This is a genomic window from Pseudomonas sp. DE0010 (assembly GCF_007680745.1).
Classification (GTDB): Bacteria; Pseudomonadota; Gammaproteobacteria; order Pseudomonadales; family Pseudomonadaceae; genus Aquipseudomonas; species Aquipseudomonas parafulva_B.
The window spans coordinates 37,064-51,969 of record NZ_VEJQ01000010.1 but is presented as its reverse complement, the minus strand read 5'-3'; the positions used below and the strand labels follow the sequence as shown (position 1 = coordinate 51,969).

The window sequence follows — 14,906 nt, the reverse complement described above, 5'->3', positions numbered from 1 at the left end:
CTGGGCTGCGGCAAATTCAAACAAACGTTTGTATTGGACCGGTCAAGTGGTGTAGATATAATGCGCGTCCAAGACAAAACGGTGTAGTTCGTCATTTGCCCAGCTACAACCTGGTGGCCCGGCCACCGCTGCGAATGCCCGCGCACCCATAAGACAAAGCAACAGCTATGAGCCTTGATGAGTAGGAGAGAACCTGTGGAACGCGAATACATGGAATTCGACGTGGTCATCGTCGGCGCCGGCCCGGCGGGCCTGTCCGCCGCCTGCCGCCTGAAGCAGAAGGCCGCCGAAGCCGGTAGCGAAATCAGCGTCTGCGTGGTGGAAAAAGGCTCCGAAGTCGGTGCCCATATTCTCTCCGGCGCCGTGTTCGAGCCACGCGCGCTGAACGAGCTGTTCCCGGACTGGAAGGCGCTGGGCGCGCCGCTGAACACCGAGGTCAAGCGTGACGACATCTACGTGCTCAAGGATGCCGGCAGCGCCACCAAGGTGCCTGACCTGTTCGTGCCCAAGACCATGCACAACCAGGGCAACTACATCATCTCGCTGGGCAACCTGTGCCGCTGGCTGGCCCAGCAGGCCGAGAACCTGGGTGTCGAGATCTACCCAGGCTTCGCAGCCCAGGAAGCGCTATTCGACGAAGACGGCGTCGTACGCGGCATCGTCACGGGCGACCTGGGGGTCGATCGCGAAGGCCAGCCCAAGGAAGGCTTGTACACGCCAGGCATGGAATTGCGCGCCAAATACACCTTGTTCGCCGAAGGCTGCCGTGGCCACATCGGCAAGCAACTGATCAAGCGCTTCAAACTAGACAGCGATTCGGACGTGCAGCACTACGGTATCGGGCTCAAGGAACTGTGGGAAATCGACCCAGCCAAACACCAGCAAGGCCTGGTGGTGCACACCGCCGGCTGGCCGCTGGACGTCATGGCCAAGGACAACACCGGTGGCTCATTCCTCTACCATCTGGAGAACAACCAGGTGGTCGTCGGGCTGATCGTCGACCTGTCCTATGCCAACCCCTACCTGTCGCCCTTCGACGAGTTCCAGCGCCTGAAGCACCACCCGGTGATCAGCCAGTACCTCGAAGGCGGCAAACGCATCAGCTACGGTGCGCGCGCGCTGGCCAAGGGCGGCATCAACTCGCTGCCCAAGATGGTGTTCAAGGGCGGCGCCCTGATCGGTTGCGACCTGGGTACCATGAACGTGGCCAAGATCAAGGGCAGCCATACGGCCATGAAGTCGGGCATGCTCGCTGCAGAGGCCGTCGCTGACGCCCTGATCGCCGGCAGTGAGGGCGGTGACCAGCTAGACGGCTATGTCAGCGCCTTCAAGGCCAGCTGGCTGCATGAAGAACTGTTCGCCAGCCGCAACTTCGGCCCGGCCATGCACAAGTTCGGCCCGTTGCTGGGTGCTGCGTTCAACTACATCGACCAGAACTGGTTCGCCGGCAAGCTGCCCTTCACGCTGCGCGACACCAAGCCTGACTATGCCTGCCTGAAGCTGGCCGCAGACTCGCAAAAGGTCGAGTACCCCAAGCCCGACGGCAAGCTCAGCTTCGACAAGCTCAGCTCGGTGTTCCTGTCCAGCACCAACCATGAAGAAGAGCAGCCCTGCCACCTGAAGCTGGCCGACCCGACCATTCCGATCGCCAGCAACCTGCCGCTGTATGACGAACCTGCCCAGCGTTATTGCCCGGCAGGCGTCTACGAAGTAGTCACTCAGGAAGATGGCAGCAAGCGTTTCCAGATCAACGCGCAGAACTGCGTGCACTGCAAGACGTGCGACATCAAGGACCCGGCCCAGAACATCACCTGGGTTACGCCCGAAGGCGCAGGCGGACCCAACTACCCGAACATGTAGTCACCTCGCCCTGGCCGATACAAGAAGCCCCCGGTTCTCTCGAACCGGGGGCTTTTTATATCGGCCAGGGCGTGCTCGGAAACGGCAGGGTCACACGTTTCAGGCCGTGCGCGAGAGCTCAAGCCCAGGTTCACCCGCCGCCAGGGGCTCTCGGCGCCCGAAGTACACCGCCGTCATTACCCCTACCCCGCCCATCACCAGACAGAAACCCACACATACCCAAGGGCTCCATGGCATCAGTGCGATAAGCGCCAAGGGCGTGATACTGGCCCACAGCGCATAGGCCACATTGTAGGTGAACGAAATGCCCGATACGCGAATCTGCGCGGGGAACAGCCCGACCATGACCGAGGGCACCACGCCCACCACGCCGCACGACAAGCCCGCCAGGGCATAGGCCACCCATGTCATGCCCCAGTGCCCGATCAGGCTGGCATAGAGCACGCCGATCCCCAGGGGTAGCAGCACGCTGTACAGCAGCAGCGCCCGCCACGCGCCCACGCGATCGACCAGCAACCCCGCAAGCACACAGCCCAGATTCAGAAACACGATGCCCACGCTGCTCAGGGCAAAGGTATCCCCGGCACTCATGCCAAAGCGCTGCTGCATGACCGTCGGGGTGATCACCACCAGCACCACCACTGCCGAGGTCAGCACGCAGGTCAGCAACGCCGCTGGCGCCAAGGCACGTTTATGTTCGCCAAGCACCTGTCGCAAGGGAAACTTCACCGGGGCCTGCTGGCTGCGCAAGGCCACAAAGACCGGTGTTTCACTCAGCCAGCGGCGCAACCACACGCCGATGACCCCGAACACGCCCCCCAGCAGGAACGGATAACGCCAGGCGTAGCTGAGTATTTCCTCGGGCGAGAACACGTGGGCCAGCAAGGTTGCCGTCAGGGCGCCCAGCAGATAGCCGAACGTGAGCCCAGCCTGCAGAAAACCCAAGGCATAGCCGCGTCGCCCGGGCGGTGCATGTTCGGCAACGAAGGTCCAGGCACTGGGCACTTCACCGCCGACTGCAGCCCCCTGCAGAATGCGCAGAGCCAGCAACAACAACGGCGCCGCGTAGCCGATGTCGGCATACGTCGGCATGACGCCGATGAGCAGGCAAGGCAGCGCCATCATCAGAATGCTGAGGCTGAAAACGCGCTTGCGGCCCAGGTGATCCGCGAAATGCGCCATCAGGATGCCACCCAACGGCCGGGCCAGGTAACCGGTGACGAAGATGCCGAAACTTTGCAGCAGCCGTAGCCATTGAGGCATTTCGGGCGGGAAGAATAGCTGGCTGAGGGTCAGGGCAAAAAAGACGAAGATGATGAAATCGTAGATTTCCAGTGCGCCGCCCAGCGCAGCCAGGCCCAGCGTCCGGTGGTCACGGCGGGTGAACCGGGGTGGACGAGCGGTATCGGTGGCAGTCATGGCAGGTTTCGCAGCAATGTTCAAAGGCCGGAGGATAGCAAATAGCGACCCGATTGCCCCCTACCCTGCCCGGCTCAGCGATGAAAGACCGTCTGGGCCAAGTTGCCCGGCGCTCTGGGGCCCGCCCTGCGTAGCCCATCTGGCATAGGTAAGGTGCCCACCACCACGGGTGCGTCGATGATGGACATGAACGACGCCAGGGCGTCATCGTCAGGTACGTGGGGCAGGCTCAGGCTGACCGCCTGGCGCTCGGCCTGGGGCACCGCAGGCACCTTCAGCTGGGCGCAATGGTAAAGCAGGGCATGCTGGATCTGCGTGCTGACCCGGCAAAACCGTACCAGGTCTACGCCTGCGTGGCTGGCCAATTCGATGTTGCCCAGCAGCAGGTGGAAGGGCTGCAGGGCACCGAGTACCAGGCGCTGCAGCTCCTCGAAACTGTCGACAGGGGCAATACGGTAATACCCCAGGCCATTGAGCATACGCTCCAGTTGCAGGCGTTGGTACGGGTGGGCATCGGCAATCAGGATACGCAAGGACTTGTTGGCCATGGTCGGACCTGGACAGTGGTAGGAGCGCCCAAGACCTGATCGAGCCCGTCAAGCCCATGCCAGGTCCGGCATCGATACCCCTAGATACAAGCCGGGAAACCCTCGGAAAGCAAGGGCCGGCCCAACAGAATGTGCAGTTTGCGCGGCGTGCCGTCAGGACTCCCACTGGCGCATGCGTTGCCGGCAGTGTTTCATGGCATTGACGATGTGCTTTTCCACCAGGCTACGCGACAGGCCCAGCCGCTCGGCGATCTGCGGGTGGGACAAGCCTTCGAGCTTGCGCAGCAGAAAGCTGTCACGGCATGGCTTGGGCAATTCGTCCAAGGCGCGCTGGAGCAGGTCCAGCCGCTGGGCGTGGTGCATGTCCTGGGACCAGACCGTGTGCTGCCACTGAACGCCCTCGTCGAGCACTTCCAGCGGTTCGGTCTGGCGAATCAAGTGGCGCCGATGTCGATCCACCACCAGGTTGAGCGCGGTGCGATAAAGAAACGCGCGAGGGTGCTCGATCACTTGCGCATCGACACGCTCCAGTACCCGAACGTAGGCGTCATGGGCCACATCCTCGGCAGCCTGGCGGCTGCCAAGGCGTGCGCTCAGGAAATTGACCAACTCGCGATAATAGTGTTCCACGGCGGCACCCTGAATCGCCCGATGACTGCCCCGCGCAGCCCAGATGGTCGCAGGTGATATCAAATTGGAATCTTACAAATTATCATTAACCGCAGCAACCGACGTCGGTCGCCTGCCAGGGCTAAATTCAACACCATGACCTTCGTTTAACGGGGACCTGCCTGCGCACAGGCATTGCTTGCGCTCAGGCCCACTTCGGCTGGAAGTCCCCATGAGACGTGCACCCGCTACTCGCCACCGCCTGCTTCTGGGCGGCTTCGCCCTGCTGAGCCTGGGCAGTCTTCTGGCCTGGAGCACCCTGCCCCTGGGCGCGGTACCGGCCAATACCGTCACCGTGACGCGTGCAGACATCGAAAGCAGCGTCACCGCGCTGGGCACGCTGCAACCCAGGCGCTATGTGGATGTTGGCGCACAAGCCTCCGGGCAGATTCGCACGCTTCACGTCGAAGCCGGCGATACCGTGCGCAAGGGACAACTGCTGGTGGAGATTGACCCGTCAACACAGCAGGCGCGCGTGGATGCCGGGCGCTTTTCCATCGACAACCTCAAGGCGCAGCTCGCCGAGCAGCGCGCCCAGTTCAAACTGGCCAAGCAGCAGCTCGCCCGCCAGCGCAGCCTGGCCGACGCCGGCGCTACCCGCGAAGAGGATGTGCAGGCGGCCAATGCGCAGCTCAGCGTCACCCAGGCGCGTATCGACATGTATCAGGCGCAGATCCGTCAGGCCCAAGCGAGCCTGCGCAGTGACGAAGCCGAATTGGGCTATACCCGTATCTACGCCCCGATGGACGGCACCGTGGTCGCGGTGGATGCCCGTGAAGGCCAGACCCTCAATGCTCAACAGCAAACCCCGTTGATTCTGCGCATCGCCAAGCTCTCGCCGATGACGGTATGGGCGCAGGTATCGGAGGCCGACATCGGTAAGGTCAAGCCCGGCATGACGGCCTATTTCACGACACTGGCAGGCGGCAAGCGCCGCTGGAGCAGCCGCGTCAGGCAGATCCTGCCGATTCCACCCAAGCCGCTGGAGCAAACCAGCAGCGGTGGCGGTAGCCCGGCGAGCGCGACCAATGGCGCCACCGGTACTCAGGTGGTGCAGTACACCGTCTTGCTGGATGTGGAGAACCCTGACGGTGCGCTGATGGCCGAAATGACCACGCAAGTGTTCTTCGTCGTCGGGCAGGCCAGCGGTGTACTGACCGTACCCCTGGCCGCGCTGGACGAACGCGATGGCATGCACACCGCCCAGGTGCTCGCCCCCGATGGCCAGGTGCAACCGCGTCAGGTACGAACAGGGCTTAGCGATCGCCTGCGTGTGCAGGTGCTCGATGGCCTGGGCGAAGGTGAGCGGTTACTGATCGGCCAAGGCAGTGGAGGCTAGATGACCACACCCTTGATCGAACTTCGCGACATCTGCAAGGCTTACGGCGGCTTCGGCAGCCCCAGGGTGGACGTGCTGCGGGGTATCAGCTTGCGTATTCATCCCGGTGAATTCGTTGCCATCGTTGGCGCTTCGGGCTCCGGAAAGTCGACCCTGATGAACATCCTCGGTTGCCTGGACCGTCCCACCCGCGGCAGCTATCACTTCGCGGGGATGGACGTGGCCGAGCTGGGCAACGATGAACTGGCGTGGCTGCGCCGCGAGGCATTCGGATTCGTGTTTCAGGGTTACCACCTGATCCCTTCCGGCTCTGCGCTGGAAAACGTCGAAATGCCCGCCATTTACGCAGGCATCCCGGCCCAGGAGCGCCAGGTGCGCGCCGCGGCCCTGTTGGACCGGTTAGGCTTGGCAAGCCGCACTGCCAACCGCCCGCATCAACTCTCGGGTGGTCAGCAGCAGCGGGTGTCGATTGCCCGCGCCTTGATGAACGGTGGCCACATCATCCTCGCCGACGAGCCCACCGGTGCCCTGGACAGCCACAGCGGCAAGGAAGTCATGGCACTGCTGGACGAGTTGGCCAACCAAGGCCATGTGATCATCCTGATCACCCACGACCGAGATGTCGCGGCCCGCGCGCACCGGGTCATCGAAATTCGCGACGGCCTCATGATCAGCGACTCGGCCGACCAGCGCGACGGCGCAGCCCGCCCCCCCGGCCTGCAGGCCGATGACCTGCGTCAGCGCCTGGGCCAGGGGGCGCAGCTGCGCGGCGCCTGGAAAGGCGAGCTGGTCGAAGCACTCCAGGCAGCTTGGCGCATCATGTGGATCAATCGCTTTCGCACCGCGCTCACCTTGCTAGGCATCGTCATCGGAGTAGCCTCGGTGGTGGTCATGCTGGCCGTGGGGGAAGGCAGCAAGCGCCAGGTGATGGCGCAGATGGCCGCGTTCGGCTCCAACATCCTTTATCTCAACGGCAAGCCGGCGACACTCGGCGAGCCGGCAGGTACCGTCACCCTGGACGATGTCGCCGCCATCGGCCAATTGCCGCAGGTCAAGCACGTCATGCCCGTTATCGGGGAAAAGCTCATGGTGCGCCAAAACAACACCAGCCAGATCTTCTACGTGGGCGGCAACAACACCTGGTTCGAGGACATCTTCAACTGGCCCGTGGTCGAGGGCTCATTCTTCAGCCAGGCCGACGAAGCCGGCGCGGCGGCAGTCGCCGTGATCGGCCAGAAAGTGCGGGAGAAGATGTTGGGCGATCATGCCAACCCGATCGGCCAATACCTGCTGATCGGCAACGTGCCATTCCAGGTGATCGGCATATTGGCGGGAAAAGGCGCCAGCTCCGGCGACCAGGACAGCGACGGGCGTATCGTGGTGCCGTACTCGGCCGCCGCCATCCGCCTGTTCGGTCATCGCGACCCCGACTACATCACCATCGCGGCGCGCGATTCGACGCAGGTCAACGGGACCGAGGCGGCCATCGATCACCTGTTGCGCCAGCGCCACCAAGGCCGCCACGATTTCGAACTGACCAACGATGCGGCCTTGATCCAGGCCGAGGCACGCACCCAGAGCAGCCTGTCGTTGATGCTCGGCGCCATTGCGGCCATCTCGCTGCTGGTAGGCGGCATTGGGGTGATGAACATCATGCTGATGACCGTGCGCGAGCGTACCCGCGAAATTGGTATCCGCATGGCCACCGGAGCGCGCCAGCGCGACATCATGCGCCAGTTCCTCAGCGAGGCGGTCATGCTGTCGATGGTGGGCGGGCTCAGCGGCATCGTCCTGGCTTTGGTCGTCGGCGCCGGCTTGATGCTGGCCGATATCGCGGTGGCCTTCGCGCTGCCTGCCATGCTTGGCGCTTTTACCTGCGCTGTGATCACCGGCATCGTGTTCGGCTTCATGCCCGCACGCAAGGCCGCCCGACTCGACCCGGTCAAAGCCCTTACCAGCGAATAAGCCATGCCCTTGCCAAGCCGCATCAGCCTGTTGACCCTCTGCCTGGCGCTCGCCGGGTGCAGCCCGCCCACTCTGCCCCAGGCAGAGGTCCAGCTGCCAGGGGCTTGGCAGGGCCCGACACGCGCTTTCAGTGAGGCCGATGGACCGGCGCGTCAGTGGTGGCAGTCCTTCAACAGCCCCGAACTGGACAGCCTGGTGCAACGCGCCCTGCATAACAGTCACGACCTGGCGGCCGCCACCGCGCGCATCCGCCAGGCCAGAGCCCGTGCTGCCATCGCCAATGCACCCTTGCTGCCAGCGGTCGAACTGGGCGTGGATGCCAGCCGCCAGCGGCTGCTCAAGGGCGAGGGTTATGACGACCTCGATGCCACCAGCAGCCAGCGCACCAGCACCGCGTTCGATACCCAGCTCAGTGCCAGCTATGAAATCGATTTCTGGGGCGGCCTGCGGGCTAGCCGCGACAATGCCCTGCACGCATTGCAAGCCAGCCGCTTCGACCGGCAGACGGTGCAGCTGACCCTGCTCAGCGACATTGCCAACACGTATCTGCAGGGCCTGGCCCTGGCCGAGCAACTGCGCATCGCCCAACTGAACCTGGACAATGCACGGGGCATCTTGCGCCTGGTCCAGGCGCGTCAGCGCGCAGGCTCGGCAACACGCCTGGAGCTTGCCCAGCAGCGCAGCCTGGTCGCGGCCCAGGCGCGTCAGATCCCCCTCTTGGCGCAACGGGTGCAAGACGCCCGAATCAGCCTCGCGACATTGCTCGGCGACCCGGTGCAGCAACTGCCAACCAGCCGTCAGCCGTTCGCCAACGTGGCTTGGCCGACGGTCGATAGCGGCCTGCCCAGCGACCTGCTGACCCGTCGCCCCGATATCGCCGCCGCCGAGGCCCGCCTGGCAGCGGCCAATGCCAACGTGCAGGTGGCCCGAGCGGCCATGCTGCCCAAGGTGATCCTCGGCGCCACCCTTGGCAGCGGCGCCCGCACCTTCGCCCAGACGCTGACAAGCCCTTACTACACCCTGACTTCCGGCCTGCTTGCGCCGATTTTCGACAACGGCAGGCTGCGGGCTTCCCGCGACCTGGCCGAGGCCGAGCAGGCCGAATTGCTGGAGCAGTATCGCAGTAGCATCCTCGCTGGCCTGAGCGATGTGGAGAAGGCGCTCAATGCCCTTGACGGTGTCGACCGCCAGCGTCACTGGCAGGACGAAGAAGTGCGACAAGCCCAACTGGCCTTTGACCTGGCCGAACAGCGCTACGGGGCAGGCGCCGAGACCGTGCTGACCGTACTGGAAACCCAGCGCACGCTGTATACGGCCCAGGACCAGCAGGCAACGCTACGCCTGGCCCGCCTGCAAGCGAGCGTGGCGCTTTACAAGGCGCTGGGTGGTGGGTGGGAGGTGGGGGGTGATGCACCGTAGGCGCAACGCGGAGCTCGAAAAACGCCAGGATAGCCGAGGCCGCTGCGCGGCCTATCGCGGCGCAAGGCCGTTCCCACACGGGCTAGCCTTTAGATGCGATGCAAGGCAGTTGCTCCGGTATAGTCCTGGACCGGCCTCGCCGGGGCGCCAGACCGGCCGCGTTGAGCTGCGCAGCAGCCCAAGAACTCAGCTTCGCAGCGCATATTGTCGGGGCCGCCTTGCGTCCCATCGCTGCATGAAATTCCCCAGGCCCTTACCGCGACGCCCGCATCACCTTCAGATGCCGGGCATACCACGGCCGCTGCGGCACCTTGGGCCGTAACGCGGCGAAACGCTCGTCTTCGGCATAGATGATACGCAGGGCCAGCTTCATGGTCTCCGGGTCCATCTCCACGCTCCGCCCTGGGCGCAAACCGGGCACTGTAGAGCACCCATGGGTATCCGGCCCCAGCCAGGGGTCGGCGACCTCTACCCAGCGCCCCGGCGCGAACCAGGGCACGCCGTTGACCTCCAGGCGCCGCACCTCACCAGGATGAAGCCGTTCATGGGCCTGGAACCAGTCCTCGATGCGGTCGTCGATCCAGCCATGAAAGCGCCAGAACACCGGGTTCACATGGGATGAAAAAGGGTCGCCGAGAAAATCGTTCTCGGCGCCATACCAGCGCTGGGCATAGTCGTCGGGCGTGCGCGCCATCGGCACCGGCATGCCGTTGGCCGGATCGCGCGGCACCGAGGCCCAGCGCATGTGCAGCCAGTCATGCAGGCCCAACTCCAGCTCCGAGCCAAGCTGCCCCAAGGTCAGCGTACTGAGGTAGTGCGGATCACCATAGCGCGACTCCCAAACCTGGAAGTTGCCGTAGAAGGTGTCCGGGCTCTTGATGTCGCGCACCCACTGGGTGTACTCCTCGTCATCATCGGCCAACCATGTAGGCGGCAAGGCATTGCCGTCATGGTTGTCGAAATACGCCGCGAACCCTGCGCGGTCGCGCTCGAGTGCTGGCTGGGGCAAGGGAAAGCGCGCCCACGACGGTAAAGGCTCGATGGCCCTGGCGTTGCCCAGCATGTGCCGGTGCATGAACAGAAAGTCTTCGCCGGAGCCGTTGCGGTCCTTGTGCCGGCCCCGGGCATCCCGCTCGCGCGCCCTTGGCCCTGGCTGCCAGCCCAGCCCTCGCAGCGCATCGCGCTTTTCGTCATCGAGCTTGTGCCACTTGTCCCGCGACGCATGCCACAGCTGGTGAAACAGCCGGTGTTCCGGCGCGATCAACTTGGCCAGCAACGGCGCCGGCAACGGCGTGCGCTCCCGCGCTTCGGGAAAGGTTTTTTTCAGTGCCAGGAAACGGTTGTCCTGCACAGGCAGCGCCAAGGGCCGCTCCAGTGCCGCCACGTGCCCGCTCAAGGTCGCAGGCCCTGCGTTACCGTACGCCCCCCAGACCTCGTCCAGCACAACCTGGCACTCGTAGCGTGCCCCAAGCGGGTTGGCGTCCGTGGCCAACAGGCGCCAGCGTAGCGTCCCTGGCTGATCGAGCAATAAGTCAGCCACCACCCGATAGCGTGGCTCCAGGGTGCTGCGCAAACGTTCAGGGGTGTCGAGGTAGCCGCGCAAACCCCGCCCGCTCGAAGCCACATCCAGGAACAGCTCAAGCTCCCCTGGCGGCACGCCGGCAAGCCCGGCCTCGCGGCCTTGAGGTGTCCAGTGCCAGATACCGCGCAAGGTGTCGCCCAGTTGCCTGACAGGCGTATCGGCGAGTTCCACCACCGCCTCGCCAGGTGTCTCAGGGTATTGCTCTTCACTGGCTCGCCGCCGCTGCAGGTACCGCGCGCCTGGCACTGCCATACCCGTCAATGCCACACCGGCGATGAACCCGCGTCGAGAAATCGTCATTGCCCTACCTGTGCTTTCACTTCGGCCATGGAGCACGGCCCATCCAAGGCTAGGACGTGGCCCGGCGGGCGAAATTTAGCGCTGCAGTGCGCGCTGACACCTGCCTTCAGCCAGGCGGCGGGGGCTTAAATTTCTGCCATCGCAGCTCGTTCCCTCCAGGTAGCGGCGGCATCCAAGCCCATCCCTCGACGGTGAACCTACTGAGACCAAGATGACGACACCACGCTGGAAGAAAGCCCTGTATATCAGCCTGGCCGCGGCCGTGGCCGCCGGTGCCGGGTGGGCGGCCTGGGACTATCTCGACACGCCGGCAGGCTACCCCAGGGACGTCATGCGCCAGGCCAATGACCTGCAGGAGCGCCTGCTTTCGTTCGACAGCCACATCACGCTGCCGCTGACCTTCGGCACCGAAGGCAGCGAAGCCGACCAGGACGGTGCGGGTCGCTTCGACCTGAACAAAGCGGCGCGCGGGCGCCTGTCTGCCGCTGCCCTGACCATTTTCGCCTGGCCCGAATCCTGGACCGGCGACAATGGCCCACACCGCCCTACCCCCGGCTTCGTCGAGGCCGCCCGCCATACGCAAGAGGTGCGCTACAACGCCATCATGGGCATGGTCCGCGACTTTCCCGAACGGGTGGGCATTGCCTATACCCCGCAGGACATGCGCAGGTTGCACGGCGAAGGCAAGTTTGCGGTGTTGCTCAGCATGCTCAATGCCTACGCACTGGGCGACGACCTGGACCAGCTGGACCGTTGGGCCGCGCGGGGCATGCGCCTGTTCGGCTTCAGCTATGTGGGCAACAACAGTTGGGCTGACTCCTCGCGCCCGCTGCCCTTCTTCAATGACACCGTCGATGCACTCGAAGGCCTGTCACCCATAGGCAAACAGGCGGTACAGCGCCTGAACGACCTGGGGGTGGTCATCGACGTGTCGCAGATGTCCAGCCAGGCACTGGCCCAGGTCGTTGCGCTCAGCCGGGCACCGGTGGTGGCGTCGCATTCAGCGCCCCGGGCGATGGTCGACATTCGCCGCAACCTGTCGGACAAGGAAATGCAACTGATCAAGGACAGCGGCGGCGTCATCCAGATCGTCGCCTTCTCCACCTACCTCAAGCCCTTGAGCAGCAAAACCCAGCAGCGGCTCAACGCGCTGCGCAGCGACTATTCCCTGCCGCCCCTGGCCGACCTGAACTACGCCCTCATGCCGGGCGACCCCGTCATCGCGGGCTGGCCTGAACAGAAAGTGGGCCAGTACGCCAATGCGTTGTACGCCATTCTCGACGAAGAACCGCCAGCCACGCTCAAGGACTACGGCGACGCCATCGACTATGCGGTGCGCAAGGTCGGCATCGACCATGTCGGCCTGAGTTCGGACTTCAACGAAGGCGGCGGCATCGACGGCTGGCAGGACGCCAGCGAGGCCCGCAACGTTACGGCCGAACTGATTACACGGGGTTACTCCGAAGCTGACATCAGCAAGCTGTGGGGCGGCAATTTCCTGCGTGTCTGGCAGCAGGTACAAGCGGCAGCAGCCCCTGGCGCCACCCCCTCCCGATGATGATGCGAGCCCTTTGATGAACGACCGTCGCGCCTTTCTGAAGCAGGCCAGCCTGCTCGCTGCCAGCCTGCCACTGGCAGGCCACTTGATACCCGCCGCCCAGGCCGCGCCCACACCCGCCACAGGCGCTGACGCCTGGGCGGGCTTTCGCAGCCTGTTCAACCTCGACCCGGCCTACGCCCACTTCGCCAACTTCCTGATCACGTCGCACCCAAGACCGGTGCGCGAGGCCATCGAGGCCTTGCGCGCGCAATTGGACCGGCACCCGGCACGGCTGGTGGACTGGGACAGCCAGTCGGAATGGAAGCACGAAGCGCAGGTGCGCGAAGCGGCGGCCCGCTACCTGGAAGTCGCCCCGCGGCAAATTGCCCTGACCGGCAGCACCACCGAGGGGTTGGGCCTGATCTACGGTGGGCTGAAGCTAGCACCCGGGCAAGAGATCCTGACGACGGTGCACGAGCACTCCGCAGCGCGCCACACCCTGGACTTTCGCACCGCCCGCGACGGCACCCCGGTACGCCGCCTGCGGCTGTTCGACGAGCCGTGGAACCTGTCCACCGACCAGGTGCTGAGCACTATCAAGGCGGCCATCAACCCCAAGACCCGCGTGCTGGGCATGACCTGGGTGCACTCGGGCAGTGGCGTGAAGCTGCCGGTCGGCGCCATCGGCGAACTGGTCCGCGAGGCCAACCGCGACCGCGCCGAGCATGAGCGCATCCTGTACGTCATCGACGGCGTACATGGCTTTGGTGTTGAGGACATGCGCTTTGCCGACCTGAACTGCGACTACTTCATTGCCGGCACGCACAAGTGGATGTTCGGCCCACGCGGCACCGGGATCATCTGCGCTGCCACCCCCGCACTCGATAACCTGAACCCGCTTATCGCGACCTTTTCCGAGGACGAGGATTTCGCCACCACCTTCACCCCAGGCGGCTATCACGCCTTCGAACATCGGTGGGCGCTGGGCACAGCCTTCGACTTGCACCTGCAGCACGGCAAGGCCGCCATCCAGGCGCGCATCCACGGCCTCAACGACTACCTCAGGCAGCGGCTCGAAACGTTGCCGGGCGTGCAGCTGGTCACGCCGCGCAGCACCCGCCAATCGGCTGGCTTCACCTTCTTTCGGGTGGCCGACCAGGATGCCGACGAGGTCGCCGCCTACCTCAACAGCCAGCGCATCGTCGTCGATGCGGTGTCGCGCGACGTGGGACCGGTGGTGCGCACTGCACCGGGCCTGCTCAACACCGAAGCCGAAATCGACCGGCTGATCGCCGTACTCACGCCACGCTTGCGCCGCTGAACCCTTCATGCAGACCACCGATCACGGACTTATCACCATGCCCAACCTGCCTTGCGCTTCACCCAAACCATTGTCCAGCAGCCTGTACAAGCTAGGCGCTGCCGTAGTGCTCGGCCTGCTGGCCTGCCCCGTTGTCCACGCAGGCGAAGCGAGCAAACCCGGTAGCGTTTTCAAGGACTGCCCACATTGCCCGGAAATGGTGGTACTGCCCGCCGGCAGCTACCTGATGGGTACCCCGGAGGATGAAGTGGGCCGCGAATACGACGAAGGCCCGCAGCACACCGTGACCTTCGCCAAGCCGTTCGCGGTGGGCCGCTTCCCGGTCACCGCCGGCGAGCTGGATGCGTACATCCGGGAAACCGGGGTCAAAATCGCCGATGGCGACACCCGTCCTGGCCGCTTCTGCAAGGCCAGCAAACCCACCTACAAGCAGGGCCCTCGCCAGCCGGCGGTGTGCATCAGCTGGTTCGACGCCGATGCGTACGCCCAATGGCTGACGAAAAAGACCGGGCACACCTACCGTCTGATCAGCGAGGCGCAGCGCGAATACGCCGCCCGGGCCGGCTCCACCGGCCCCTTCCCGTTCCCCTTCGACAACAACGACGAGAAGGCCTACAGCATCAGCCAGCACGCCAACACCTACGGCCCCGCCGATGGCTACTCCTACACCGCGCCCGTGGGCAGCTACCCGGCCAACGCCTTTGGCGTGTACGACATGCATGGCAACGTCTACGAGTGGACGGCCGATTGCCTGAACCCTGACTACGAGGGTGCGCCTGCCGATGGCAGCGCCTGGAAGACCGGCAACTGCGAGAAACGCGTCATGCGCGGCAACGACTGGGGCGAGGCCCCGGTGTTCTCGCGCTCGGGCAACCGCAACAACCGCTCCCCCGAGGTGCGCGGCGACTTCCTTGGTTTCCGAGTCGTCCGCGACCTCTGACAGC

11 protein-coding genes are annotated in these 14,906 nt (G+C 64.6%); 7 read left to right on the top strand and 4 right to left on the bottom strand.

Annotated elements, in window-relative coordinates:
• The first annotated feature begins 195 nt into the window (after positions 1 to 195).
• On the top strand, positions 196 to 1,860 hold the full coding sequence (locus FS767_RS09835; RefSeq protein WP_144965072.1) for an electron transfer flavoprotein-ubiquinone oxidoreductase: 1,665 nt from the start codon (positions 196 to 198) through the stop codon (positions 1,858 to 1,860).
• Positions 1,861 to 1,959: 99 nt separating this feature from the next.
• On the opposite strand, the gene FS767_RS09830 is transcribed toward FS767_RS09835, so the two are convergent.
• The 3 genes from FS767_RS09830 to FS767_RS09820 all read right to left on the bottom strand — a co-directional run bounded on the left by FS767_RS09830 (position 1,960) and on the right by FS767_RS09820 (position 4,457).
• The gene (locus tag FS767_RS09830; RefSeq protein ID WP_144965070.1) at positions 1,960 to 3,279 is read right to left on the bottom strand and encodes an MFS transporter; all 1,320 of its coding nucleotides are present in this window, start codon (positions 3,277 to 3,279) and stop codon (positions 1,960 to 1,962) included.
• A 74-nt stretch (positions 3,280 to 3,353) separates the two neighbouring features.
• On the bottom strand, positions 3,354 to 3,827 hold the full coding sequence (locus FS767_RS09825) for a histidine kinase (protein WP_144965069.1): 474 nt from the start codon (positions 3,825 to 3,827) through the stop codon (positions 3,354 to 3,356).
• Between the two features lie 153 nt (positions 3,828 to 3,980).
• Entirely contained in the window at positions 3,981 to 4,457 is a 477-nt protein-coding gene (locus tag FS767_RS09820; RefSeq protein WP_144965067.1) for a sigma-70 family RNA polymerase sigma factor, read from the bottom strand.
• Between the two features lie 211 nt (positions 4,458 to 4,668).
• Between FS767_RS09820 and FS767_RS09815 the strand changes: the two genes are divergently transcribed.
• From FS767_RS09815 to FS767_RS09805, 3 genes are read left to right on the top strand one after another with little or no spacing between them, the layout of a single operon-like run.
• Positions 4,669 to 5,835 carry an efflux RND transporter periplasmic adaptor subunit gene (locus FS767_RS09815; protein WP_144965065.1) on the top strand — a complete coding sequence of 389 codons (1,167 nt, stop codon included), beginning with the start codon at positions 4,669 to 4,671 and terminating at the stop codon, positions 5,833 to 5,835.
• Positions 5,836 to 7,800, top strand: coding sequence for a MacB family efflux pump subunit (locus FS767_RS09810; RefSeq protein ID WP_144965063.1), 1,965 nt, complete (start codon positions 5,836 to 5,838; stop codon positions 7,798 to 7,800).
• Positions 7,801 to 7,803: 3 nt separating this feature from the next.
• Positions 7,804 to 9,219: an efflux transporter outer membrane subunit gene (locus tag FS767_RS09805; protein ID WP_144965061.1), complete on the top strand. Its 1,416-nt coding sequence runs from the start codon at positions 7,804 to 7,806 to the stop codon at positions 9,217 to 9,219.
• 253 nt (positions 9,220 to 9,472) lie between these two features.
• Here FS767_RS09805 and FS767_RS09800 read toward each other — a convergent pair whose 3' ends face one another.
• A complete protein-coding gene (locus tag FS767_RS09800; RefSeq protein ID WP_144965059.1) occupies positions 9,473 to 11,101 on the bottom strand; it encodes a PvdJ/PvdD/PvdP-like protein in 1,629 nt (542 codons plus the stop codon).
• Positions 11,102 to 11,312: 211 nt separating this feature from the next.
• Between FS767_RS09800 and FS767_RS09795 the strand changes: the two genes are divergently transcribed.
• The 3 genes from FS767_RS09795 to FS767_RS09785 are packed head-to-tail and all read left to right on the top strand — an operon-like array spanning position 11,313 to position 14,902.
• Positions 11,313 to 12,659 carry a dipeptidase gene (locus tag FS767_RS09795; protein WP_144965057.1) on the top strand — a complete coding sequence of 449 codons (1,347 nt, stop codon included), beginning with the start codon at positions 11,313 to 11,315 and terminating at the stop codon, positions 12,657 to 12,659.
• Positions 12,660 to 12,675: 16 nt separating this feature from the next.
• Positions 12,676 to 13,962: an aminotransferase class V-fold PLP-dependent enzyme gene (locus FS767_RS09790; RefSeq protein WP_144965055.1), complete on the top strand. Its 1,287-nt coding sequence runs from the start codon at positions 12,676 to 12,678 to the stop codon at positions 13,960 to 13,962.
• Between the two features lie 37 nt (positions 13,963 to 13,999).
• Complete coding sequence (locus tag FS767_RS09785; RefSeq protein WP_144965053.1) at positions 14,000 to 14,902, top strand: formylglycine-generating enzyme family protein; 903 nt, start codon at positions 14,000 to 14,002, stop codon at positions 14,900 to 14,902.
• The last annotated feature ends 4 nt before the right edge of the window (positions 14,903 to 14,906 follow it).

Excerpts from the sequence above, each read along its gene's own strand:
- FS767_RS09825 (WP_144965069.1), bottom strand. The coding sequence starts at position 3,827 with ATGGCCAACAAGTCCTTGCGTATCCTGATTGCCGATGCCCACCCGTAC.
- FS767_RS09800 (WP_144965059.1), bottom strand. The coding sequence starts at position 11,101 with ATGACGATTTCTCGACGCGGGTTCATCGCCGGTGTGGCATTGACGGGT.
- FS767_RS09790 (WP_144965055.1), top strand. The coding sequence starts at position 12,676 with ATGAACGACCGTCGCGCCTTTCTGAAGCAGGCCAGCCTGCTCGCTGCC.
- FS767_RS09785 (WP_144965053.1), top strand. The coding sequence starts at position 14,000 with ATGCCCAACCTGCCTTGCGCTTCACCCAAACCATTGTCCAGCAGCCTG.
- FS767_RS09795 (WP_144965057.1), top strand. The coding sequence starts at position 11,313 with ATGACGACACCACGCTGGAAGAAAGCCCTGTATATCAGCCTGGCCGCG.
- FS767_RS09815 (WP_144965065.1), top strand. The coding sequence starts at position 4,669 with ATGAGACGTGCACCCGCTACTCGCCACCGCCTGCTTCTGGGCGGCTTC.
- FS767_RS09805 (WP_144965061.1), top strand. The coding sequence starts at position 7,804 with ATGCCCTTGCCAAGCCGCATCAGCCTGTTGACCCTCTGCCTGGCGCTC.
- FS767_RS09810 (WP_144965063.1), top strand. The coding sequence starts at position 5,836 with ATGACCACACCCTTGATCGAACTTCGCGACATCTGCAAGGCTTACGGC.
- FS767_RS09830 (WP_144965070.1), bottom strand. The coding sequence starts at position 3,279 with ATGACTGCCACCGATACCGCTCGTCCACCCCGGTTCACCCGCCGTGAC.